General features: G+C 55.4%; 22 protein-coding genes. 1 reads left to right on the top strand and 21 read right to left on the bottom strand.

Annotation, left to right across the window (positions count from 1 at the left end; all coding sequences use genetic code 11):
- The first annotated feature begins 84 nt into the window (after positions 1 to 84).
- Complete coding sequence (rpmB, locus tag NQU17_03710) at positions 85 to 276, top strand: 50S ribosomal protein L28 (protein ID UUM12679.1); 192 nt, start codon at positions 85 to 87, stop codon at positions 274 to 276.
- Positions 277 to 616: 340 nt separating this feature from the next.
- Here the strand turns inward: rpmB and NQU17_03705 are convergent, their stop codons facing one another.
- From NQU17_03705 to lspA, 21 genes are all read right to left on the bottom strand, one after another.
- Positions 617 to 1,252: a thiamine diphosphokinase gene (locus NQU17_03705; protein ID UUM12678.1), complete on the bottom strand. Its 636-nt coding sequence runs from the start codon at positions 1,250 to 1,252 to the stop codon at positions 617 to 619.
- On the bottom strand, positions 1,249 to 1,902 hold the full coding sequence (rpe, locus tag NQU17_03700) for a ribulose-phosphate 3-epimerase (protein ID UUM12677.1): 654 nt from the start codon (positions 1,900 to 1,902) through the stop codon (positions 1,249 to 1,251). The genes NQU17_03705 and rpe overlap by 4 nt, the downstream gene beginning before the upstream one ends.
- Entirely contained in the window at positions 1,893 to 2,765 is an 873-nt protein-coding gene (rsgA, locus tag NQU17_03695; GenBank protein UUM12676.1) for a ribosome small subunit-dependent GTPase A, read from the bottom strand. Before rsgA ends, rpe begins: the two co-directional genes overlap by 10 nt.
- A 101-nt stretch (positions 2,766 to 2,866) precedes the next feature.
- Positions 2,867 to 5,002 carry a Stk1 family PASTA domain-containing Ser/Thr kinase gene (gene pknB, locus NQU17_03690; protein ID UUM12675.1) on the bottom strand — a complete coding sequence of 712 codons (2,136 nt, stop codon included), beginning with the start codon at positions 5,000 to 5,002 and terminating at the stop codon, positions 2,867 to 2,869.
- Positions 4,999 to 5,721, bottom strand: a complete 723-nt coding sequence (locus NQU17_03685) for a Stp1/IreP family PP2C-type Ser/Thr phosphatase (GenBank protein ID UUM12674.1) — start codon at positions 5,719 to 5,721, stop codon at positions 4,999 to 5,001. The genes pknB and NQU17_03685 overlap by 4 nt, the downstream gene beginning before the upstream one ends.
- Positions 5,702 to 6,754 carry a 23S rRNA (adenine(2503)-C(2))-methyltransferase RlmN gene (gene rlmN / locus NQU17_03680; GenBank protein ID UUM12673.1) on the bottom strand — a complete coding sequence of 351 codons (1,053 nt, stop codon included), beginning with the start codon at positions 6,752 to 6,754 and terminating at the stop codon, positions 5,702 to 5,704. The genes NQU17_03685 and rlmN overlap by 20 nt, the downstream gene beginning before the upstream one ends.
- Before the next feature lie 348 nt (positions 6,755 to 7,102).
- Complete coding sequence (gene rsmB / locus NQU17_03675; protein UUM12672.1) at positions 7,103 to 8,440, bottom strand: 16S rRNA (cytosine(967)-C(5))-methyltransferase RsmB; 1,338 nt, start codon at positions 8,438 to 8,440, stop codon at positions 7,103 to 7,105.
- Positions 8,440 to 9,147 (bottom strand): zinc metallopeptidase, encoded by a 708-nt coding sequence (locus tag NQU17_03670; protein UUM12671.1) that lies wholly within the window; start codon positions 9,145 to 9,147, stop codon positions 8,440 to 8,442. The genes rsmB and NQU17_03670 overlap by 1 nt, the downstream gene beginning before the upstream one ends.
- Complete coding sequence (gene fmt, locus NQU17_03665) at positions 9,144 to 10,118, bottom strand: methionyl-tRNA formyltransferase (protein UUM12670.1); 975 nt, start codon at positions 10,116 to 10,118, stop codon at positions 9,144 to 9,146. The genes NQU17_03670 and fmt overlap by 4 nt, the downstream gene beginning before the upstream one ends.
- Entirely contained in the window at positions 10,096 to 10,584 is a 489-nt protein-coding gene (gene def / locus NQU17_03660; GenBank protein ID UUM12669.1) for a peptide deformylase, read from the bottom strand. The genes fmt and def overlap by 23 nt, the downstream gene beginning before the upstream one ends.
- 467 nt (positions 10,585 to 11,051) lie before the next feature.
- Positions 11,052 to 13,247 (bottom strand): primosomal protein N', encoded by a 2,196-nt coding sequence (gene priA / locus NQU17_03655; GenBank protein UUM12668.1) that lies wholly within the window; start codon positions 13,245 to 13,247, stop codon positions 11,052 to 11,054.
- A 67-nt stretch (positions 13,248 to 13,314) separates the two neighbouring features.
- Positions 13,315 to 13,554, bottom strand: a complete 240-nt coding sequence (rpoZ, locus tag NQU17_03650; GenBank protein UUM12667.1) for a DNA-directed RNA polymerase subunit omega — start codon at positions 13,552 to 13,554, stop codon at positions 13,315 to 13,317.
- On the bottom strand, positions 13,532 to 14,164 hold the full coding sequence (gmk, locus tag NQU17_03645) for a guanylate kinase (protein ID UUM12666.1): 633 nt from the start codon (positions 14,162 to 14,164) through the stop codon (positions 13,532 to 13,534). The genes rpoZ and gmk overlap by 23 nt, the downstream gene beginning before the upstream one ends.
- Complete coding sequence (locus NQU17_03640) at positions 14,157 to 14,429, bottom strand: DUF370 domain-containing protein (protein ID UUM12665.1); 273 nt, start codon at positions 14,427 to 14,429, stop codon at positions 14,157 to 14,159. Before NQU17_03640 ends, gmk begins: the two co-directional genes overlap by 8 nt.
- 27 nt (positions 14,430 to 14,456) lie before the next feature.
- Positions 14,457 to 15,332: a YicC family protein gene (locus tag NQU17_03635; GenBank protein UUM12664.1), complete on the bottom strand. Its 876-nt coding sequence runs from the start codon at positions 15,330 to 15,332 to the stop codon at positions 14,457 to 14,459.
- 309 nt (positions 15,333 to 15,641) lie between these two features.
- Complete coding sequence (locus tag NQU17_03630) at positions 15,642 to 16,631, bottom strand: asparaginase (GenBank protein UUM12663.1); 990 nt, start codon at positions 16,629 to 16,631, stop codon at positions 15,642 to 15,644.
- A 281-nt stretch (positions 16,632 to 16,912) separates the two neighbouring features.
- Positions 16,913 to 18,061 (bottom strand): class I SAM-dependent RNA methyltransferase, encoded by a 1,149-nt coding sequence (locus NQU17_03625; GenBank protein ID UUM12662.1) that lies wholly within the window; start codon positions 18,059 to 18,061, stop codon positions 16,913 to 16,915.
- A gap of 3 nt (positions 18,062 to 18,064) precedes the next feature.
- Complete coding sequence (locus NQU17_03620; protein ID UUM12661.1) at positions 18,065 to 18,889, bottom strand: exodeoxyribonuclease III; 825 nt, start codon at positions 18,887 to 18,889, stop codon at positions 18,065 to 18,067.
- Entirely contained in the window at positions 18,890 to 19,435 is a 546-nt protein-coding gene (pyrR, locus tag NQU17_03615; GenBank protein UUM12660.1) for a bifunctional pyr operon transcriptional regulator/uracil phosphoribosyltransferase PyrR, read from the bottom strand.
- The gene (locus tag NQU17_03610) at positions 19,432 to 20,364 is read right to left on the bottom strand and encodes an RluA family pseudouridine synthase (protein UUM12659.1); all 933 of its coding nucleotides are present in this window, start codon (positions 20,362 to 20,364) and stop codon (positions 19,432 to 19,434) included. The genes pyrR and NQU17_03610 overlap by 4 nt, the downstream gene beginning before the upstream one ends.
- Positions 20,361 to 20,825 (bottom strand): signal peptidase II, encoded by a 465-nt coding sequence (lspA, locus tag NQU17_03605; protein UUM12658.1) that lies wholly within the window; start codon positions 20,823 to 20,825, stop codon positions 20,361 to 20,363. Before lspA ends, NQU17_03610 begins: the two co-directional genes overlap by 4 nt.
- Between the last annotated feature and the right edge of the window lie 320 nt (positions 20,826 to 21,145).

The raw sequence follows: 21,145 nt of genomic DNA, 5'->3' as shown, positions 1-21,145 counted from the left end.
TTTCAGGTCTAAGGTTGAAAATAAAACACCATTTGTGATATACTAATTTATGCTGTAAAAAACACTCGTTAAGGAGGTGTTGTAATGTCAAGAAAATGCGAATATTGCGATAAGGGCGTTGTTTCAGGTGTCTCCTACAGCCACTCACACAGGCAAAACAAGAGAACCTGGGCTCCTAACCTGATGAAGGTCAGAGCAATTGTCAACGGTACTCCTAGAAGAGTTGTTGTTTGCACAAGATGCTTAAGATCCGGAAAAGTAGAAAGAGCAATATAATCTGAAAGGCCAGAATATAAATTCCGGCCTTTTCGTCTTTTTGGGGATTCGAAACCTTCCGGATTCCCTTCGGTCGAATTTCCATTGAACGAAATCCCGTTGAACGTATTCCAGAAGGAACGTATTCCAGACGGTGCTGTTCCCGCTGGACGTATTCCAGACGGGGCAATTCCCGTAAAATAAAAGCAGAACCATGAGCTGATGAGGCTCACGGTTCTGCTTTTTTGTTTTTATCGTACCGGTGCTCCGGCGAAGCCCTGAGTCTGCCCGGGCTAACAGCTCCCTGCCTGCACCTGCGAGTGAACGACTGCGACCTGGTCCCAGCTGGTCGTGCCTGGAATCAGTCGCGGCTGATGCAGACGAGAACCTGGCCGCGAGAAAATCGGATGCGGGCAGGACCCTCCAGAAACTCATTGGAGACGGTCAGGGTGGTGGCGAAATCCAGGGTATGGCGATCCAGGGGGTATTTCACGTTTTCCACGGTGAAATCGGGAATGGGTCTTCCCAGCGGGAAAAAAGAGATGTACCAGCCTGAGACAGCGTCGATGCTCTGTGGGGCATCGGCCAGGAAAATCCGGTTGTTGTCATCGCGGATCAAAAGCTTTGCTCCCAGAGACCGGGCTTTCTGGAGCAGGCCCAGGTTGCCGATAAAGTGATCCAGCCGATTGCCGGTGGCTCCAAGGAGCGTGATGTCCGTGGCCCCCCGCTCAATGGCTTCCTCCAGCGCTGCCTCCGTGTCGGTAAAATTCTTGCGCACCTGGTAGGTGATCACCGGGGTCTGGCTGCGGATCTGTTCCAGCAGTCCCGGTTCAATGGAGTCAAAATCTCCCAGGGCCAGGTCCATGGCGATGCCTTCCCGGAACAGGACGCCGGCTCCGGCGTCCGCTCCAATGATGAGATCCACCCCGCCGGCCAGCACTTCATCGAGGAGTTCCCGCGACGGAATCCGGCCGCCGGAAACAATCAGGGCTTTCATGCGAGCTGTTCCCGCAGCAGGTCCATGTTTTCCTGGATGGCGCGGTTGCGGAATACGGCAGAACCCGCGACAAAGCAGTCCGCGCCGGCCTGGGCCAGCATCCGGATGTTGGCGGCATCAACGCCGCCGTCGATCTGGATCACCAGATCCGGGTTTGAGTCCAGCGCCATTTCGCGGAGTTCCTTGATCTTGTTGACCGTGTATGGGATGAATTTCTGTCCGCCGAAGCCCGGATTCACACTCATGAGGAGCACGTAGTCCAGACAGGGCAGGATGTCCTTCAGAACACTGACCGGAGTGGCCGGATTCAGCGTAATACCTGCCTTGACGCCCAGTTCCTTGAGCATGGCTACGGCCCGGTCGATATGCGATACCGCCTCCCAGTGGAAGGAGATCATGTCCGCCCCGGCTTTGGCAAACTCAGCGAAATACTGCTCCGGATGAACGATCATGAGATGAACATCAAAGGGCAGCGTGCTGTACGGCCGGATGGCCTTGACCACCATGGGTCCGATGCTGATATTAGGAACAAAGCTGCCGTCCATGACGTCCACATGGACCCAGTCGGCTCCCGCCTGTGTAATTGCGGTGATGTCCTGTCCCAGAGCGGCAAAATCCGCTGAAAGTATCGATGGTGCGATCAATCCCATTTGTATTTGTCTTCCTCCTTGAGTTTTAAAAACATGCGTTGGTAATAGTCGTAGCGTTCGGGTGAGACGGCGGTGCCGATCTGTGCCTTTACGGCACAGCCTGGCTCCCGGTCATGCAGACAGCCGTTGAAGCGGCACTCGCCTTCAAAAGGCTGAAATTCCGGAAACAGGTCCTTCAGCTCCCGGTACGGGATCCCCTGGGGTTCGATGTTGGAAAAGCCGGGGGTATCCGCCAGGAGTCCTTCCCCCACTTCGACCAGTTCCGTATGGCGGGTGGTATGTTTGCCTCGGCCGATTTTTTCCGAGACCACGCCAGTCTCCATTTTTTCTTCCCCCAGCAGCTGATTCAGCAGAGTGGACTTGCCGGCTCCGGAGGGGCCGCACAAGACTGTCACTTCATCCTTCAGCCGGCCCGTCAGCAGCTCTCTGACCAGCGGATCGAGCGCTGAGATAAACAGCAACTCATAGCCAGTGCCCAGAAACCGCTGGATGATAGCCTGTCTGGTTTCCTCCGGCACCAGATCCTTTTTGTTCAGCAGAATCAGCGGCCGGATGGCTTTCTGTTCCATGACCAGAAGAAAATGATTGAGCAGATCCCAGTTGATGTCCGGTTCAGCCAGCGCAAAAACCAGGAAAGCCTGCGTAATGTTGGCGATGGCCGGGCGGATGAGATCATTGCGACGCGACTTCAGTTCGTTGATGATGCCCTCGGGGACGGCCCGTTCATAAGAAACGAGATCCCCGGGCAAAGGGGCTGTCTGGCGCCGGAATTTCCCCCGGGCCCGACAGGGTGTCACCGTGCCGTCTGTCAGATCCCTGACATAGTACAGCCCGCCGACGCCTTTCATGATGATTCCTTCCATGGCTACCTCCCATGCGATGCTTTTCTGGATCCTTCGAGTGATTGATCCTTCGAGCGATTGATCCTTCATGGAAAAAGCCCGTTGCTACGGGCTTTTTCCATTTAATCGATCTGAACGTTGCTCAGTACATTGACCAGAATGCGTTTTCCGGAAATATCGACTTCTTTGATGATGCCATCGATTTTCCCCTGATTGAGCAGCTTATTTTTCTTGGCGGTGGATACGACGGATCCATCCGGATTATGCAGATTCAGGATGCTGATGGTGTACCCTGCCTTCAATGCAATCTCTTCAGCCTCATAGTAATCCTTGTTCAGGATGTCCTTGGAGGTTACTTTCGTGTTGGAGGTCGGCGGAGTTGTCGTTGACGGCGGCTTGGTCGACGGCTTGGTACTTGGCTTCGTAGCCGGCTCGGTGGAGGGCTCGGTCGAAGGAGTCGTCGTCGACGGCTTGGTGGCCGGCTTGGTCGCCGGGACATACCGGCCGATCTCGACATTCACCACGGTATCCTTGGCAACCAGCGTGCCGCGGACCAGGCTCTGCCGGACTACCTTGCCCTCAAAGGCCTTGTCGTTCACCGTCACCGGGCTGGCTGTACCCAGCTTCAGGCTGGCAGCAATCAGCGCGTTGTTGGCTCCATCCAGGCTCAGACCCATGAGGTCCGGCACAATCAGATCCACTTTGACCGGATCCTTGCCCTTGGACACCGTCAGGTTGACGGTCGTGCCTTTTTCTACCTCACGGCCGGAAATCGGATCCGCGCTGACAATGACACCCGCCAGGATATAGTCATGGAAGCTTTCGGTGACCTTGCCGACAACCAGATCCGAAGCAGCAATGGCTCCCTGGGCATCTTCCAGTTTCATGTTGGAGAAATCAGGCACCTTCACCATTTCACGGGTTTTGCTGATCTTGGCTTTCACAGTTCCGCCGGACTGGATGGTCTGGCCGGCGGCGGGATCGGATTCCAGAACGATGCCGCCCGGGGTCTCGGATACCACATATTCTGGTTCCAGCTTGATCTGGAACTTGGAGAGCTCCAGGCGGGCCTTGGCTTCGTTCATGCCCACAATGTTGATCATGGAGATGGACTTGGGCGCGGCTTCCACCTGACGCTTCTCATTGAGGTCTTTGAAGTACTTGATGCCAAAGACACTGACGCCGGTCAGCAGCAGCACCAGGAACACCAGCAGTGCCAGGAGACCTTTGTTGCGCCGCTTTTCCTTTTCCTCTTCTTCCACCAGTTCGTCATACTCAAACTCATCCTCTTCCTCCATGGGAGGAATGGCTGAGAATTTCTTCTGCACGGTGACCGGGCTGGAGGTTCGAACCGGTGCCATGACCTGAGTGGAATCCATGCGCACCTTGGGCTTGGCTTCCTCGTCCTCAACGGCACTGGCATGGGCGTAGACCAGCGGACTGGATCCCTTGATGCGCTGAATGTCCGTCAGCATGTCATCCATGCTCTGATACCGGTCGATGGGGTCTTTCTCCACCGCCTTCATGATGACCGCATTGAGCTTGTCGGAGATGCCGGGATTAATCGTTTTAGGCGGAATCACCGGTTCCTGCATATGCTTGAGGGCAATGGTCACCGGGCTTTCTGAGTCAAAGGGCAGCCGGCCTGTAATCATCTCATACATTACAATTCCCAGGGAATAGATGTCCGAGCGCAGGTCCGTCGTCAGGCCCCTGGCCTGTTCCGGTGAAAAGTAGTGAACCGAGCCGATGATGCGGCCCGAATTGGTGATGGTGGATGATTCCGAGTGCTTGGCAATGCCAAAATCAAAGATCTTCACCCGATCATCGTCCGTAATCAGAATGTTGTGGGGCTTAATGTCCCGATGAATAATTCCGTTGATATGGGCATGCTGCAGTCCCTTGGCGATCTGCTCGGAATAATTGATGACCTGGTCCTGAAACAGGCGGCCCTTTTCCTTGATGATCTTTTTCAGGGTCTTGCCCTTGATGTATTCCATGACAATATACTGCAGGCCGTTTTCGGATCCCACATTGTAAATATTTACGATGTTGGGGTGATTGAGTCCGGCGACCGAATTGGCTTCCTGCCGGAACTGTTCCAGAAACTCCTTGTTCTGGGCAAACTCTTCTTTCAGAATCTTGACGGCGTCATACCGTTTCAGATTCATGTCCAATGCCTTATAGACATTGCTCATTCCGCCCATGGCGACTTTTTCTACGATTTGGTATCTTTTTCCCAGTACTCTTCCAATCATCTGCGGTCTCCTCCGAATATCAGCAGGGAAATATTGTCCTGGCTTCCCCTCTCTTTGGCCAGGTTCACCATCATTTCCACAAATTTCTTATTGTCCGGCTCATTCAGATGAGCCTGGAGCATTTCTTCTTTCGTTACATAATCTGTCAGGCCGTCCGTACAAAGCAGCATATAGTCAAAATGGCTTTTGTCCACTTCCAGTATATCCAGTTTCAGTTCATCTTTGGTTCCCAGTGACCGGGTGATGATGTTTTTCTGGGGGTGACGGACCATTTCTTCCTCCGTCAGCGTCCCGATGTCCACCATTTCCTGGACCAGGGAATGATCCCGCGTCAGCTTGGCAATTCGGTCATCCTTGATCAGGTAGGCCGAGGAATCGCCCGCATGAGCGAGAAAGACCTCGCTGCCCACATCCAGGGCACAGGTAATGGTGGTGCCCATCCCGCTGTACTCCGCTTTTTCAGAGGACATGCGGTACACTTCCCGGTTGGCTTTCTGAATCGCCGACTCCAGGATCTGCGGGGCGATGCTGCGGTTGTAGTATTCCCGGATATAGTTTCGGATCAGTTCCACCGCTTCCCGTGAGGCGATTTCGCCGGCCCGGTGGCCGCCGATTCCGTCGCAGACGATGTAGAACCCGTAGTCTTTCGTGATGTCATAATCCACGAAATCCTCATTGGTCTCCCGGTAATTGCCAATATCAGACATCTTCTCCGCCAACGTCATCACCTCCCTGATCCAGAAAACTTCGCTTGAGCTGACCGCAGGCGGCATCAATATCAGAACCCATCTCCCTGCGGATGGTGGTGGGAATGTTGAAGCTCTCGAGCCTGGCCCGGAATGCTTCGATTTTTTTGAGATCAGGCTTTTTATAGAGCCCGTCTTTAATTTCATTGAGCGGAATCAGATTGACGTGGCACTTGAGGCCGCGCAGCAGGACACGCAGAGCCTGAGCTGCCTCGGGGGTATCATTGACCCCGTCCACCAGGGCATACTCGAAGGAGATGCGCCGGTTGGTTTTGGTCTGGTAATAGCGCAGCGCCTCGAACAGCGAAGTCAGATCATGCTGCCAGGCCACCGGCATCAGCTTCTGGCGCTCGGCCTGAGTGGGCTGGTGCAGGGAGATTGCCAGCGTGACCTGATTGTCCAGATCGGCAAAGTCCCGGATCCGCGGGGCGATGCCGCAGGTGGACAGCGTGATGTGGCGCTGGCCGATGGCCAGCCCCCAGGGCGAGGACACCATGCCCAGGAACCGGGCCACCTCGTCAAAGTTGTCCAGCGGCTCGCCGGACCCCATGAGCACGAGATTGGAGATTCGCTCCCCCGCAACCTGCTGCAGAGCCAGAATCTGTCCAATCATTTCACCGGCGGTCAGGTTGCGGATCAGCCCTTCCTTGGTAGAAGCGCAGAAACTGCAGCCCATCCGGCATCCGACCTGGGTTGAAATGCAGACGGAATAGCCATGCTCATATTTCATCAGCACAGCTTCGATGATATGCGAATCCTTCAGCTTCAGAAGCCCCTTGCGGGTTCCGTCCACCGATTTCAGAAGCTTGATGATCTCGGGGACATCCACGGAAAACTCCCGCTTGAGCAGCGCTCTTGTTCCCTCCCCCAGATTCTTCATGTCGTCAAAGGAAAAGACGCCCTGATAAATCCAGTTCAGGATCTGATCGGCCCGAAACGGTTTTTCACCTGATTCTTTCAGTTTTTGTTTCAATTCCTCTGGTGTGAGGTCCAATATATTAATCAATGATTCTCCGCCCAAACTGTATAAATTTCTCAATTATTATAACATACATCCCTTGGGATTTAATGACAAAATGAAGTGTCTCCCCAGCTTTCCCGTTTCCGGGAAAATCAAAAAATCCGATGGGACAGGATCATTACCCGCCCGCTGGCCGGTTGAATCAACAGTCGGCACCCCTCCCATCCCGAAAGAAGTGCCGCAGCCGTATTTCAATGAATGCTAGTAAAAATGGTCTCCCCGAACTCGCCGGGCAGTGCCGCGCCGATCCGGGGAGATATTAACACTTCCAGGCCAGGCAGCCCATCGCCCTGCCAGGTGCCGGCAGGAGCGAGCTGCATGATTGCCGGGAAGCTAATTCTTCTTGAGGACTGCCACAAAAAAACCATCCAGACCCGCTCCGGGCAGAACGGTCAGCATGCCGTCATGAAGCAGCAGATTGTCCAGTCCCCGGGCACCGGCCTGTTCCGCCAGCCGTTCCAGGGGCTGAGCCTGCAGCGCAAACTCCGGATGATCCGCCAGAAACGCCCTGACGTTGTCCTGATTCTCCGCGGGGTTCAGGGTGCAGGTGGAATAGATCAGGCAGCCGCCGCGTTTCAGATAGCGGGAGCCGTTACGCAGAATCCGAGCCTGGATCTTTGCCAGTTCCTGCATGCCCTTCTGATCCATGTTATGCCGGATGTCGGGTTTTCGGCCCAGCAGTCCCAGCCCGGAACAGGGAACATCCAGCAGGATGCCGTCCGCCGATTCGGCCAGGTCCGGCTGAAACTCCGTCGCATCCCCGATTCGGGTTGTAACGGTCAGTCCCAGTCTTTTATAATTTTCTTCCATGCGGTCGAGCTTGCGCCGGGACAAATCAAAGGCCGTGATCCGGTAATCGCCGGGAGTCTCGGCCAGGTAGGCGCTCTTGCCCCCCGGGGCGGCGCACAGGTCCAGGATGGTGCCGTCCGGCACCAGCTGATGCAGCAGCATGGGCGGCAGCGCGGCCGCCTCATTTTGAACCGAGAACCAGCCAGCGCGGTATCCCGGCAGATCACGCAGTGCGCCCTGCCGCGTCAGGTAGAGGAACTGATCCGAGAACCAGCCCGGTCTGGCTTCCAGCCCGACTTCCTGCAGTCGGGCTGTATAATTCGGCGAAGCGATCTTTTTCTGATTGACCCGGATGCACAGTCCTTCGGCCTGAATTAAATCAGCCAGGATGGACGGTGCCCGATCGCCAAAGGTCTTTTGAAAATGGCGGACCAGCTCGGGCTTCAGGGAATACTCAAAAGCCAGGCGGTCGGTTTCACCGGCAAAAGCCACGGCTTTTTCCTCCCTCAGAATGCTGCGGAGCATACCGTTGACAAAGCCGGCGGCCTTCGGACTTTTCTTGCGAACGATGGTAACGGCCTCGGATACCGCAGCAAAGGGCGGCACCCGGTCCAGGAACTTCATCTGATAAACCGCCAGGCGCAGCTGACTGAGCACCTGATCTTCCATTTTGCTCAGCCGGACCTTGGAATAAGTTTCCAGAATCCGATCGATGCTGTAGAGTCTGGCCAGCGTCCCGTAGACCAGTTCGGTAATAAATGCCTTGTCCTGCTGCGTCAGCTTGGCGTTAAAAAGGGCCTGATCAAGCTCAGCGCCTGAATAAGCCCCTTCCTTGGTTATTTTCGTCAGCAGGTCACCGGCAAGTTTTCTTGCCTGATCCATCAGTCACGCCTCCGGGAAAGCAGGAGAATTCTCAGAAAGCTGAGGATTCCCGTGACGGCAGCCGCCACATAGGTCAGAGCGGCTGCGTTGAGTACCTGCTTGGCTCCCTCTACCTCAGTGGGTGTAAGGATACCGGTGTCCAGAATTCGCAAGGCCCGTTTGGAGGCATCGAATTCAACCGGCAGCGTCACCAGCTGGAACAGCACGGTGAACAGGAACAGGAAGGCACCGATCTGGACCAGTCCGGTTCCGCCCAGGAACAGACCTGCCAGCACCAGAACCATGGAGAGATTTCCGCCGATGGCTGCCAGTGGCACGATAGCACCGCGCAGGCGCATCGGTCCGTAGTTGGTGGCATCCTGGATGGCATGGCCCACTTCATGGGAGGCGATGCCCAGGGCCGCCACCGACTGGCTGCCGTAGACGCCTTCGGACAGGCGCAGTACTTTGCCCTTGGGATCGTAGTGGTCGGTCAGCTGTCCGCGAATCGGTTCAATCGTAATATTATTCAGTCCGCTGTTATCCAGGATGTATCGGGCGACCTGAGCGCCGGTCAGACCGCGCTGGTTGCCCACCCGGGAAAACTGCTGATAGGTCGAGGTTACCTTGGACTGGGCCCAGGCAGCCAGAAGAATTCCCGGAATCAGGATCAGCATGGTGGAATCCATATAAGGAATCATTGCCGCGATGGCAGAGATAATGGTCATTCTGACACACTCCTTTTCATTTCTTTTGCTTCCAGCCGGTTTCCGTTCAGGAAATCGGCCACGGCCATGGGCCGCTTGCCAGGAAGCTGAAGCTCCTGGACACTGATGGCGCCGTCGCCGGTCCGAATGAGGATGCCGGATTTCTCCTGCGCCAGGATGGTACCGGGCTTCTCAGAACCATGGGCCTCCCGGGCGCTGGCTTTTAAGATCTTGACCATGACATCCCCCGCATAGGCATACGCCAGCGGATGGGGATTCATCCCGCGGATCAGATTCAGAATCTCCCGCGTCGGCCGGCTAAAATCAATGGCGGCATCTTCCTTCTTTATTTTCCGGACGTAGCTGACCCCAGTATCAGGCTGCGGCACCGGGGTTACCGTTCCGTCAGCCAGTCCGTGGATGGTGCGGATCAGAAGAGATCCTCCGCCCTCCATCAGAACATCATGCAGTTCGCCATAGGTCATGTCCGGCCCAATCGCCACCGGATCAGTCAGCAGAATGGCTCCGGTATCCAGACCTTCTTCCATCCGCATCGTAGTATTGCCCGATTGGGTATCTCCCGACAGAATAGCCTGCTGGATCGGTGCCGCTCCCCGCCAGGCCGGCAGGAGACTGGCATGCAGGTTAATGCAGCCAAGCCGGGGCAGTTCGAGAATTGTCTTTGGAAGCAGCTGACCGTAGGCTACCACCACAATGACATCGGGTGACAGCGCCTTCAGCTGATCCAGCACCGCGGGATCCTTCCGGATACTTTCCGGAGTCAGAACCGGGATGCCCAGAGATTCGGCCAGCGTCCTGACGGGCGTCGGCAGGAATTTCTTGCCCCGGCCCCTGGGCCGGTCCGGCTGGGTGATAACCAGCGCAATCTCGTAGACTTTCGCCAGTTCCTCCAGACTCTTTGCCGCATAATCCGGCGTGCCCATGAAGACCAGGGACAGCCGCTTCGTGTTATTCGTCAATCCCTTCTTCATCCTCCTCTACGGCTTCCACGAACTCCGGCTTGTCAATAAAGAGAATGCCATGGAGATGGTCCACTTCATGACAGATAGCCCGGGCGAAGAAACCTTCGGCGTCCAGGGTTCTCTGAGCTCCGGTTTCATCCAGATATTCCACGGTGATCTTCTCCGGCCGGTCAACGAATCCAAACAGTCCGGGGACTGACAGACAGCCTTCCGTGCCGTTGCATTTGCCTTCTGACCGGGTGATGACCGGATTGATAAACACATGGGGCTGTTTCTCTTCCATCCCCACATCGACGACGGCAATCCGCTTTAAGATTCCTACCTGCGGCGCAGCCAGTCCCACCCCGTGGGCGTTATACATCGTATCCAACATATCGTCGATCAGCTGCTTCACCCGCGGCGTCACTTCTTTTACTTCTTTGCTGATTTTCCGAAGGACGGGATCCTGTTCTTCCCGAATTTGTCTTAATGCCATATTACTCTCCTGTTGTGTATGGTCCGCACTCCCCATGAATCAGGAATCCGGATCGATAAAATGATTAGTGCCTAGGTTTCGTTCTGTTCGTTCTGTTCTTTCTTTTCTGTACTTTCTGTCTGGTTGATCCATCTACTTTTGGTTTACATTATATTGTAACAGATCGACCTTAAAACCAGTTTAAATTCCCTGCTCTGCCCCAACCAGAAGCATCGACAGCTCTCTTCATTCCGACTGTTTTTTATTGAGCTTTTCATCGGTTCATCCGCTTTTCTGCTCAGCTGGTTTACTTTTCAGCTGGTTATTCTGTTCAGCTGGTTATTCTGTTCAACTGGTTATTCTGTTCAACTGTTGATCATCCAGCAAAGAGTGGAGAGTCTTTTCTGATTTGCTCCATTTCATCTGCTGGCTTTTTTCAGCTCTTCATTGCTGAGCTCTTACCCTGGCTGGAAATCCAACTGAGGGCTCTACACCAGATTCATCGGGTTGGCATCCAGGGAGACCCGGATGTCCTTGCCCCGAACCGCCTCATAGACCAGATCTTTGCAGGCCATGGCGAAATCCTGTGTCAGCTGACCCTTAATGATGATCTGCTGGCGGAAGTAGCCTTTGATTCTGGAAATCAGACAGGCGCTGGGTCCCATTACAGTAATGTTAGCATAGCGCGAACTTAATTCCCTTAAGAGCTGTGCAACAAACTGTATATTATTTATTAATTCGGCTTCCTGCGTCCCGGACAGGACGATGGCAAGCAGGTCTCCCCGGGGCGGATAGGCCATGGCCTGGCGCACCATCATTTCCTGCTCAAAGAAGCCGAGATAGTCTGCCCGGGCCGCCATGGTGACGGGATACGCTTCGGGCTGGTAGGTCTGAAGGACCACCAGTCCGCCCTCATCGCCCCGGCCGGCGCGGCCCGATACCTGGGTGATAAGCTGGAAAGTCTTTTCGTAGGCGCGGAAATCCGGCAGATTCATGGACAGATCCGCTGCCAGAATTCCCACCAGATCGACGCCGTGGAAATCCAGACCCTTGGCGACCATCTGTGTTCCGATCAGAATATCGGCAGCCCCATCCCGAAAGGTATTGTAGATCTCTTCGTAAGCTTCTTTATGACTGGTGGTATCCCGGTCCATCCGCAGCACCCGGGCATCGGGGAAGCGCTTTCTGACTTCCTGTTCGACTTTTTCCGTCCCGATGCCGAATTCCCGGATAAAGGACGAGCCGCAGGAGGGACAAAGTTCCTTCTGATACTGGCTGTACCCGCAATGGTGGCAGGTCAGGCGGCCGCCCTGGTGCTTGGTCAGGGAAACCGAACAATTGGGGCAGCGGTAAACAAACCCGCAGGCCCGGCAGGATACAAATCCGGACATGCCGCGGCGATTGAGAAACAGAATAATCTGCCGGCCTCTGGCCAGACTTTTTTCCATTTCCGCTGCCAGACGGCTCGACAGAATGCTCCGGTTGCCCAGCCGCAGTTCCTTGCGCATGTCGACGGTGACTACCGTCGGCATGGCCCCCTGACCCGCCCGCTGCGTCAGCTGAATCAGATGATACTGACCCTGGCGCGCCCGGTCAAAGGCTTCCATGGAGGGCGTCGCCGAAGCGAGCACCACTTTGCCTCCGGTCTGTTCCATCATAAAAGCCGCCACATCGCGGGTGACGTACTTGGGACTGGTTTCCGACTTGTAGCTGGTTTCGTGTTCCTCGTCCACCACTACCAGCCGGAGGTCGCGAAAGGGCAGAAACAGCGCAGACCGGGCACCGATGGCAATGCGCACCTTGCCCTCGCGGACCCGCATCCATTCATCATAGCGCTCCCCGTCGCTGAGCCGGGAGTGATAGACGGTGATGTCCCGGCCAAACCGGCTCTTGACGCGTTCAATCATCTGCGGCGTCAGGGCGATTTCCGGCACCAGAATCACAGAGTCATGCCCCTGCTTCAGCATATGGCTGACCAGGTGCAGAAAGACCTCCGTCTTGCCCGAACCGGTGATGCCGTGCATCAGGTAGGTTCCGGGATCCCCCTCCACAATGGCGCGAAAACCCGCGGCCTGCTCCTGATTCAGCACCCGGGCGCCATCCTCGGCATAGCGTACCGTGGAATAGCGGTCCTCGACCCGGTCTTCGACCTGGAGAAAGCCGTGTTTGATCATGGTCTGAAGGGAACTGGCGGAAAATCCGGCCCGGACTGCTTCCGCCTTGATCACGCCGCCTTCGGCCAGGCTTTCTCTGACAAAATCGCAGATCACTCCATAGGCTTTGGCTTTGGGGTGATCGGGCGGAATGGGCTGCCCCGGCACCAGAATTTTACGGTATTTATGGCCCACCCCGGTCAGTTCTCCCCGGGGGATCAGCAGACGCAGCGCGTCCAGATGGGTGCACAGGTATTCCCGGCGCAGAAAATCAACCAGTGCCAGTCCCCTGACATCAAACAGGCCGGAGGCCAGCACCCGCTGAATCGGTTTGACCTTGTCCGCCGGAACATCGGGATCCAGGTTGTCCCGGATTCCCATGACAAAGCCCTGAAGGTGGCGGTTGCCTCCCCCAAAGGGAACCTGAACCAGATCCCCCACTCCCACCGTCAGATCCTGCGGCACCGCATACAGAAACATTCGATCCAGCGTCTGGCTCGTCGAATTGATAATTAGATCGGCATAAGCCATGGCGTTCCCTCCTGTCATTTGAAAAAACCCGCCTTCAGGCGGGTCCTTCGTCCGTTTGGCTAGTTATCTACTTGGCGATGTCCTTGATCGTTTCGTACTGAATGAGGCCTTCGTTGACTTCGTCGATGGCCGTTGACAGCGGCTTATCCGAATCACCGTCATCCGTCAGGGGTTCCTGCTTGGCAACAATCTGACGGGCCCGGCGTGATGTCACGGTCACCAGACGGTAGCGGTTGTCCACTTTTTCCAGAAGGTCCTTGATGGACGGATTGATCATAGTCTTTTTATCCGATGATTTCTTTTCCATTGTGTTTTTCTCCCTGTAAGTCTTTGATATTGGGCAATACCCTGGCAACGCGGCACTTTTCCGCCTGCACGATCGCCCGTACATTGGTCAGCGCCTCTTCCACCGTGGTATTGATGACGGCATAGTTGTATTTGGAAATGTAGTTGATTTCCTCAAAGGCGGATTCAAACCGCCGGATCAGCGATTCCGGCGTTTCCGAACCGCGCTTGATGATCCGGTTCTTCAGCTCCTCCATGGAAGGCGGCAGAACGAAAATGAAGATCCCTTCCTCCGTGTTTTCCTGAACCTTGAGTGCCCCCTGGATATCGATCTCCAGGATGACATCGATGCCCTGGGCAAGCTTCTCCTCGACGCGGGAGCGCGGCGTTCCGTACAGATTGCCGTAGACCTCCGCGTGTTCCAGGAAATCGCCCTGAACCAGCTTGGTTTCAAATTCCGCGCGGTCCAGGAAAAAATAGGATACACCCTCAGTTTCTCCCACCCGCGGTGAGCGGGTGGTGGCGGACACGGACAGCCAGGTGTTTTTGGCTTCCTTCAGATACGCGTTGCAGATCGTTCCCTTTCCGGCCCCGGAGGGTCCGGAAATGACAAACAGCAGGCCTCTAGTCATTCGGATTCTCCTCCACTTCTTCCTCGCGGGCAGTGATCCGATGAGCTACTGTTTCCGGCTGAACCGCCGAGAGGATCACATGATCCGAATCCGTGATAATGACGGCGCGGGTTCTGCGGCCGTACGTCGCGTCAATGAGCATGCCGCGGTCCCGGGCTTCCTGAATAATGCGCTTGATGGGCGCCGATTCCGGTGACACAATGGCCACCAGGCGGTTGGCCGATACAATATTGCCAAATCCGATATTGATCAACTTGATGTTCATTCATCTACTCCTGTCTGTTCAATGCTGCTATTCGATGTTCTGGATCTGTTCCCGGATTTTCTCAATCTCATTCTTGATATCCAGAACGAGACTGGTGATTTCCAGGTCCACAGACTTGCTGGCCATGGTGTTGGCTTCCCGGTTCATTTCCTGAGCCAGAAAATCCAGTTTCCGGCCGATCGGTTCTTCCAGGTTGACCAGATCCTTCAACTGATCCATGTGGGAATACAGTCGGGTGATCTCCTCGTCAATGGACGCACGGTCGGCGTAGAGGGCGACTTCCTGCGCGATTCGGTCATCATCGGCATAGAGCTGATCCAGCTCCGCCAGACGTTCCCGCAGCTTCTCGCGGTAGCGCTGCGTCATGCCTTCGGCCAGCCGGGCAATGAGTCCCAGCTTTTCCAGAATCACGCCACGTTTTTCCAGCAGATCCCGCTTTAAGTTTTCTCCCTCGGCCCGGCGCATCGCTTCATGATTGGTCATGGCTTTGGCCAGAACGCCGGAGATCAGTTCCCAGACCCGGTCCAGGTCCTCGGTTTTTTCCTCCAGCGTAATGACATTGTCCAGCTTCAGCAGAAAGCTCGACGCGATGTCGTCCACAATGCCCAGTTCCTGGGTCAGCTGACGCAGAGCCTCGACATACTTGCGGGCTGCACCCTCATTGACCCGGACCTCCAGGTCGTTTTCATTGTGATTGCGGTAGGTCAGGAAGACATCCACTTTGCCCCGGGCAATGCCGGAACCCAGCTGCTTCTTGATGCGGTCCTCCAGAGCCATCAGTGCCTTGGGCATCCGGATATTGATGTCCAGATACCTGGAATTGACGGATTTAAATTCAAGATCCAGCGACCGGCCATCCAGTACATCGGAGGCTTTGCCAAATCCTGTCATGCTTTTGATCATAGGTTCCCATCCTCATTTCATATCTATCTATCCATTATAGGGAAAGGACCCCATAAATTCAAGAAAAAGCGAGAAAACAAAAGATAATCGATCAAAACCGGCCCTGACAGCGGATAGATCACCCCTGCTGCGGCAAGGCGCCTGCCAGGCCTGCAAGATCCGGCTGATTCTCCGGTTTAATACCAAAATCCTGTTGAACCCCAACGCCGCGGGAGTGCATGGCCCGGTCAGCTATCCTTGCCAGTTCAGATGCCTTTCCCGGCAAAGACCGGGATCCCTCCAACCATGGTCGGAAGGATCCCGCCTGTTTTACAGTTCGCTGTACAGATCCCGTTCAAACCATTCCTTGACCGTTGTCAGATCCTCGGTGGCAGACAGAGCGACCATCAGCTTGATTCGGGCCTTCTGGCCATTGAGGTTGTCCCCCAGAATGACGCCCAGCTCCCTCAAATTGCGGCCTCCTCCCGGATAGCCGTAGGAATCAAACACGCGGCCTTCAAAGCAGCGCGAGACAATGACCACGGCCACTCCCTGGGAAATGGCCCGCCGGACGCCGGCCACCATCTGAGGCGGGATGTTGCCGCGGCCCATGGCCTCAATCACAATGCCCCGGTCTCCCCTGTCCAGACAGAAATCCAGGAACGCCGAATCCATGCCCGTGCAGGTCTTGATCAGGGCGACCCGGCTCTCGAGATGGTCGATCTCATGGGATTCGTGACGCAGCGTCTGACGGTAGAAAATGACCTGATTGTTGTCCACAATGCCCACCGGACCGTAGGTCGGCGTGCGGAAAGCGTTGAGAGCCATGGAATTGGCTTTAGTTACTTCACTGGCCGTATTGAGTTCTCCGTTGAGACAGACCAGCACACCGCGGCCCTTGGACTTGTCGGAAGCCGCGGTACAGATCGAAGCCGCCAGATTGGACGGTCCGTCATAACCCAGCTCCGAGCCGGACCGCATGGAACCGGTAAAGACAATGGGCTTTCTGGTATTTACGGTCAGATCCACCAGATAGGCCGTTTCCTCCAGTGTATCTGTTCCATGAGTGACAACGACTCCGTCATAGTCTCCCAGGGTCAGTTCGCGAATCAGCTTGGCCAGATCCATCATGATCTCCGGTGTCATATGCGGACTCGGGAATGACGAGAACTGGAAGGAATCCACCTTCGCGTAATCCTCGATTCCCGTTACCAGCGTCATAATCTCTTCGCCGGTCAGCGACGGCACCGCCGCTTTCAGCTTCGGATCCACCTTCATGGAAATGGTCCCGCCATTAAAAATCACAGCAACTTTTTTCATCTTTGTCTTCCCCCGTCATGGGCCATGCCGCGGCTCTCAGCGCCCGTCGCATGAGCTCATTGTTAAAATACAAGTTATGCAATACAAGTTCGATATCGGAAATTCGTCTGTCTAAAAAAGGTTTCTAATACAATGATTGATTGATTGATTGATTGATTGATTTCGGGTCCGGCTCTCGCATTCCTTCGAATATTCTGTTTCCCCGGTTGGACGCGAAGTTCCAAGGCGGCCTCTGAACCCTGGCGGTTCACCGATTCTTCCTTTGAAATCCGGGCAGGGAATTATTTTTCCTGATTGGCTTTGGCTTCGGCCTTGCGAAAGTACTGATACATATAGCACAGCAGCCGGCCGTTATAGAGCTTGCGGTTCTTGTCGGATTTCTGGCCAAAGTATTTCTCAAAGTCCTTCAGGGCCGTGAAGACGTTGATGTCATAGGCCGGATACGCTTTCCGGATCTTGCCCAGAGCATAGGACAGAACCTGGGCCGTTTCCTCTTCATCGAGGCGTTCGCCGTAGGGCGGGTTGGTGATGATGGTGGCCGGAGTCTGCTCTTCCACGAAATTTCGGGCGTCCCGTTCCTTGAAGAAGATATCACGGAACACTTCGGCTTTTTTGGCGTTCGCCTTGGCGGTATTGAGCACCCAGGAGTTGATGTCATAGCCCGTGAGCGAGAGCTTCTTCTCCCGGTCGATGGCGGAGCGGGCTCCGGATCGAACCATTTCGAAGGGATTTTCCTCCAGGAACTGCGGCCAGGCTTCACAGGCAAAGGTCCGGTACAATCCGGGCGCCATGTTTCGGGCGATCATGGCAGCTTCGATCAGAATGGTGCCGGATCCGCAGAACGGATCGAACAGCGGCACTTCTCCCTTCCAGCCGGAGAGCAGGACCAGGGCCGCCGCCAGAGTTTCCTTCAGCGGAGCCGCTCCGGAGTCCTTGCGGTAGCCGCGCTTATGCAGGCCCACGCCGGTGGTGTCCACCGACATCGTCACCTGATCTTTCAAAATGGCCACTTCAATTTTGTATCTGGGGCCGTCTTCCTGAAAATCCCGGCCGGGATAGGTCCGGCGCATGGCTTCCACAATGGCCTTCTTAGTGATGGACTGACAGTCCGGCACCGAATGCAGCTGGCTTTTCACCGATTTTCCGTTGACATGCATGAAGGCATCCGGCGGCATCAGTTCGCCCCAGGGCAGCGCCAGCACGCCCTGATAGAGTTCCTCGAAGGTGGTCGCGGAAAACTCGCCGAAATTGATGAGTACCCGGTCGGCACAGCGCAAATGCGTATTGGCAATGGCAATGTCCATTTCGTCTCCACTGAACTTGACCCGGCCGTTTTCCGTCACCAGGTCATCGTAGCCCAGCACTTTCAGTTCTTTGGCAACCAGGGCTTCCAGGCCGAAGGTTGCCGTTGCGATCAGTTGATAATCCATGGACTATTCCTCTCCTGCGGCGAAGGCGTCTTCGCTGGCCCCAACAGTGGACAGACCGGTCGTCGGCCAGTCCAGGGTGAGGGTCAGCGGACAGTGGTCCGAGCCCATGTACTCATTGAGAATCTGAGCATCCAATACCAGCGGCAGAGTCGCTTCATCCACGACAAAGTAATCGATGCGCCAGCCGACGTTGCGGTCTCTGGCCCGGAAGCGCTGATCCCACCAGGTATAGATCACCTGGTCCGGATTCAGGCGGCGGTATACATCAACAAAGCCGGCATCCAAAAACCGGCTGAACCAGTCGCGTTCCTCCGGCAGGAACCCGGACGTCTTCTCATTGGACTTGGGGTTGGCCAGGTCGATTTCCTGATGAGCGACGTTGAAGTCGCCGCAGACCACGACATGTTGGCCTTGTTCCTTGAGGGTGCGGAACAGTTCCAGGTAATGGTCATAGAAGCGCATTTTGTAGGCCATGCGCTCTTCCCCCCGTCCGCCGTTGGGAAAATAGATGCCAAATACCGACAGCTTGCCAAAATCGACCCGGATGACCCGGCCTTCTTCGTCAAACTCGGAGCCGGTGCCTAAAAACACCTGATCCGGATCAATGCGCGAATAGACGGCTACTCCGGAGTAGCCCTTGCGCTGCGCCGGGTGGAGCATCAAGCGATAGCCCAGCTCCTCCAGATCCATCTCCGGTGTCCGCTGGTCTTCCTGCATCTTGATTTCCTGCAGGAACAGGACATCGGCATCCAGCTGAGCCGCCAGAGCGGCGAAATCCTTCTTCATGATGGCCCTCAGGCCGTTGATATTCCAGGATGCGATCTTCATTTAAGCTTCCTCCTGCTGATAAAGCAGCACAGCGTCCTGCTCGTCAAGTTCGCGGATCTCCACCGCCACCAGTTCATTCTTGGCTGTGGGAACATTCTTGCCAACATAGTCGGCCCGGATCGGAAGCTCGCGATGGCCGCGATCCACCAGAACCGCCAGCTGGATGCTCTGCGGACGCCCCAGCTTGACGACCGCGTCAATGGCGGCACGCACCGTCCGGCCGGTATAAAGTACGTCATCCACGAGAATAATCTTGCGGCCGGCCACGGAAAACCTGGTTCCGTGATCAACGACCTTGGGATATTCGCTCATCTCGGTGAGATCATCCCGGTACAGGGTGATATCCACTTCCTCCACCGGCAGGCGGACGCCCTCAATATCCTCAATCAGACGGGCAATGCGGTGCGCCAGCGGAACCCCGCGGCGCTTGATCCCCACCAGACTGATGTTTTCAATTCCCTTGTTTTTTTCTATAATTTCATGGGCGATCCGTTTCAGGGCCCGTTTCATAGCCATTTCGTCCATTAGATTCGATTTTAAAATCACACTCGTCGACCTGCCTTTTCTGCAGCCAGTTTTTCTAAAACCAGCCTGAATTCTTCGGGAACCGGCACCGAAAATTCCATCGGTTGCCCGTCCCGGGGATGTAGAAAGCCCAGGAGCCTGGCGTGAAGCATCTGGCCCTGGTATTTAACTCGCTGTTTTTTGAACCCGTAGACCGGATCCGCCGCCACCGGGTGATGAATTGACGCCATATGCACCCGGATCTGATGCGTCCGTCCGGTTTCCAGCCGCAGCCGGACCAGGGTCATGTCCTGATAGCGCTGCTGGACTGTATAATGGGTCACTGCCCGCCGGCCATTTGGAACAATCCCCATGCGCAGTCGATTTCTCGGGTCGCGCCCGATGGGCGCGTCAATGGTTCCCTGATCCGTCTTGACCAGCCCCTCGCACAGAGCGACATATTCCCGGGTCATGGAATGGTCAGCCAGCTGTTTGGACAGGGCCTGATGGGCTTCATCGTTTTTTGCGATCACCAGCAGACCCGAGGTGTCCTTATCGATCCGATGGACAATGCCCGGACGGATCACGCCATTGACCGAAGACAGGTCCGTCAGATGATACAGCAGTGCGTTCACCAGCGTGCCGTGCTCGTTTCCCGGCGCCGGGTGAACCACCAGGCCCACCGGCTTGTTGATAACGGCCAGATACTCATCCTGGTAGATAATCTCCAGGGGAATGTTCTGGGCCTCAACCTTCAGCTCCACGGCCGGCGGCAGTTCAAACTCCACTTCATCACCCGCTTTGAGCTTATGGGAGGATTTGACCCGGCGGGCATTGACCAGCAGCCGGTCATCCTCAATCAGGCGCTGTACCTGTGACCGGGAAATTCCTGGGAATTTGCCGGACAGATAGACGTCAACCCGCAGGCCGGCCTCCGCTTCCTCGATCAGGTAGTAGAATTCCTCGGTCATGAACGGTCGCCCTGCCTTCCTTCAATAAAGAGAACATAAAGAATCATTAGGCCGGACCCGACGACGACACACGAGTCCGCCACATTAAACGTCGGGAAATGCCAGGTGCTGTTGAGGTGAAAATGAATGAAATCCACCACAAAGCCATAGAAAAACCGGTCATAGGCATTGCCCAGCGCTCCGGCGACAATCAGGCTCAGCGAGATCTTCATCAGCGGATGGACTGACCGGTTCTTCACCAGATACAGCAGCAGCAGGGTACCCATGACCAGGGAAATAACCCCCAGTACCCGAATCTGCCCCTGAAAAATGCCAAAAGCCGCTCCGCGGTTCTCCACATAGCTGAAATCCAGATAACCCGGAATCAGATCTATCACCTGACCCGCGGTCAGGTTGGCCAGCGCCCAGCGCTTGGACAGATAATCACCGGCGATTCCCAGTATAATGATAATCCAAATCATAGAATTTACCTCTTTCTTGTACGGACCATTCGGGTCCGCCTGTTATTTCCGGTATACATACCAGAGTCCACTGGATGTCCTAAACGACCCTCTCGATCCCTGCGGAAGTGAAGGAAGCATCAGGAAACCATCCCCGGAATCTGCCCTGGTTTCTCTATTAATTTATCACAGTGAGCCCCTGTTTGCCACTGGCGGGCGCAAAAGGAGGACTCATGCTCTTGATCTTTTACGCTCGATGGGTCCATTCATTCTTCAACAGAACATTCAGAACGGATTGCAAGGTCGTTTCTTGACCTTTCTTGAACAGGAAGGATCGAATG

The organism is Clostridiaceae bacterium HFYG-1003 (genome assembly GCA_024579835.1).
GTDB lineage: Bacteria > Bacillota > Clostridia > Clostridiales > Clostridiaceae > JG1575.
Note: the sequence above shows the minus strand (reverse complement) of the source record. Positions and strands in the feature narration are given on the sequence as shown.

Excerpts from the sequence above, each read along its gene's own strand:
- rpmB (UUM12679.1), top strand. The coding sequence starts at position 85 with ATGTCAAGAAAATGCGAATATTGCGATAAGGGCGTTGTTTCAGGTGTC.
- NQU17_03705 (UUM12678.1), bottom strand. The coding sequence starts at position 1,252 with ATGAAAGCCCTGATTGTTTCCGGCGGCCGGATTCCGTCGCGGGAACTC.
- rpe (UUM12677.1), bottom strand. The coding sequence starts at position 1,902 with ATGGGATTGATCGCACCATCGATACTTTCAGCGGATTTTGCCGCTCTG.
- rsgA (UUM12676.1), bottom strand. The coding sequence starts at position 2,765 with ATGGAAGGAATCATCATGAAAGGCGTCGGCGGGCTGTACTATGTCAGG.
- pknB (UUM12675.1), bottom strand. The coding sequence starts at position 5,002 with ATGATTGGAAGAGTACTGGGAAAAAGATACCAAATCGTAGAAAAAGTC.
- rsmB (UUM12672.1), bottom strand. The coding sequence starts at position 8,440 with ATGGATCAGGCAAGAAAACTTGCCGGTGACCTGCTGACGAAAATAACC.
- NQU17_03670 (UUM12671.1), bottom strand. The coding sequence starts at position 9,147 with ATGACCATTATCTCTGCCATCGCGGCAATGATTCCTTATATGGATTCC.
- fmt (UUM12670.1), bottom strand. The coding sequence starts at position 10,118 with ATGAAGAAGGGATTGACGAATAACACGAAGCGGCTGTCCCTGGTCTTC.
- def (UUM12669.1), bottom strand. The coding sequence starts at position 10,584 with ATGGCATTAAGACAAATTCGGGAAGAACAGGATCCCGTCCTTCGGAAA.
- priA (UUM12668.1), bottom strand. The coding sequence starts at position 13,247 with ATGGCTTATGCCGATCTAATTATCAATTCGACGAGCCAGACGCTGGAT.
- rpoZ (UUM12667.1), bottom strand. The coding sequence starts at position 13,554 with ATGGAAAAGAAATCATCGGATAAAAAGACTATGATCAATCCGTCCATC.
- gmk (UUM12666.1), bottom strand. The coding sequence starts at position 14,164 with ATGACTAGAGGCCTGCTGTTTGTCATTTCCGGACCCTCCGGGGCCGGA.
- NQU17_03640 (UUM12665.1), bottom strand. The coding sequence starts at position 14,429 with ATGAACATCAAGTTGATCAATATCGGATTTGGCAATATTGTATCGGCC.
- NQU17_03635 (UUM12664.1), bottom strand. The coding sequence starts at position 15,332 with ATGATCAAAAGCATGACAGGATTTGGCAAAGCCTCCGATGTACTGGAT.
- NQU17_03630 (UUM12663.1), bottom strand. The coding sequence starts at position 16,631 with ATGAAAAAAGTTGCTGTGATTTTTAATGGCGGGACCATTTCCATGAAG.
- NQU17_03625 (UUM12662.1), bottom strand. The coding sequence starts at position 18,061 with ATGGATTATCAACTGATCGCAACGGCAACCTTCGGCCTGGAAGCCCTG.
- NQU17_03620 (UUM12661.1), bottom strand. The coding sequence starts at position 18,889 with ATGAAGATCGCATCCTGGAATATCAACGGCCTGAGGGCCATCATGAAG.
- NQU17_03610 (UUM12659.1), bottom strand. The coding sequence starts at position 20,364 with ATGACCGAGGAATTCTACTACCTGATCGAGGAAGCGGAGGCCGGCCTG.
- lspA (UUM12658.1), bottom strand. The coding sequence starts at position 20,825 with ATGATTTGGATTATCATTATACTGGGAATCGCCGGTGATTATCTGTCC.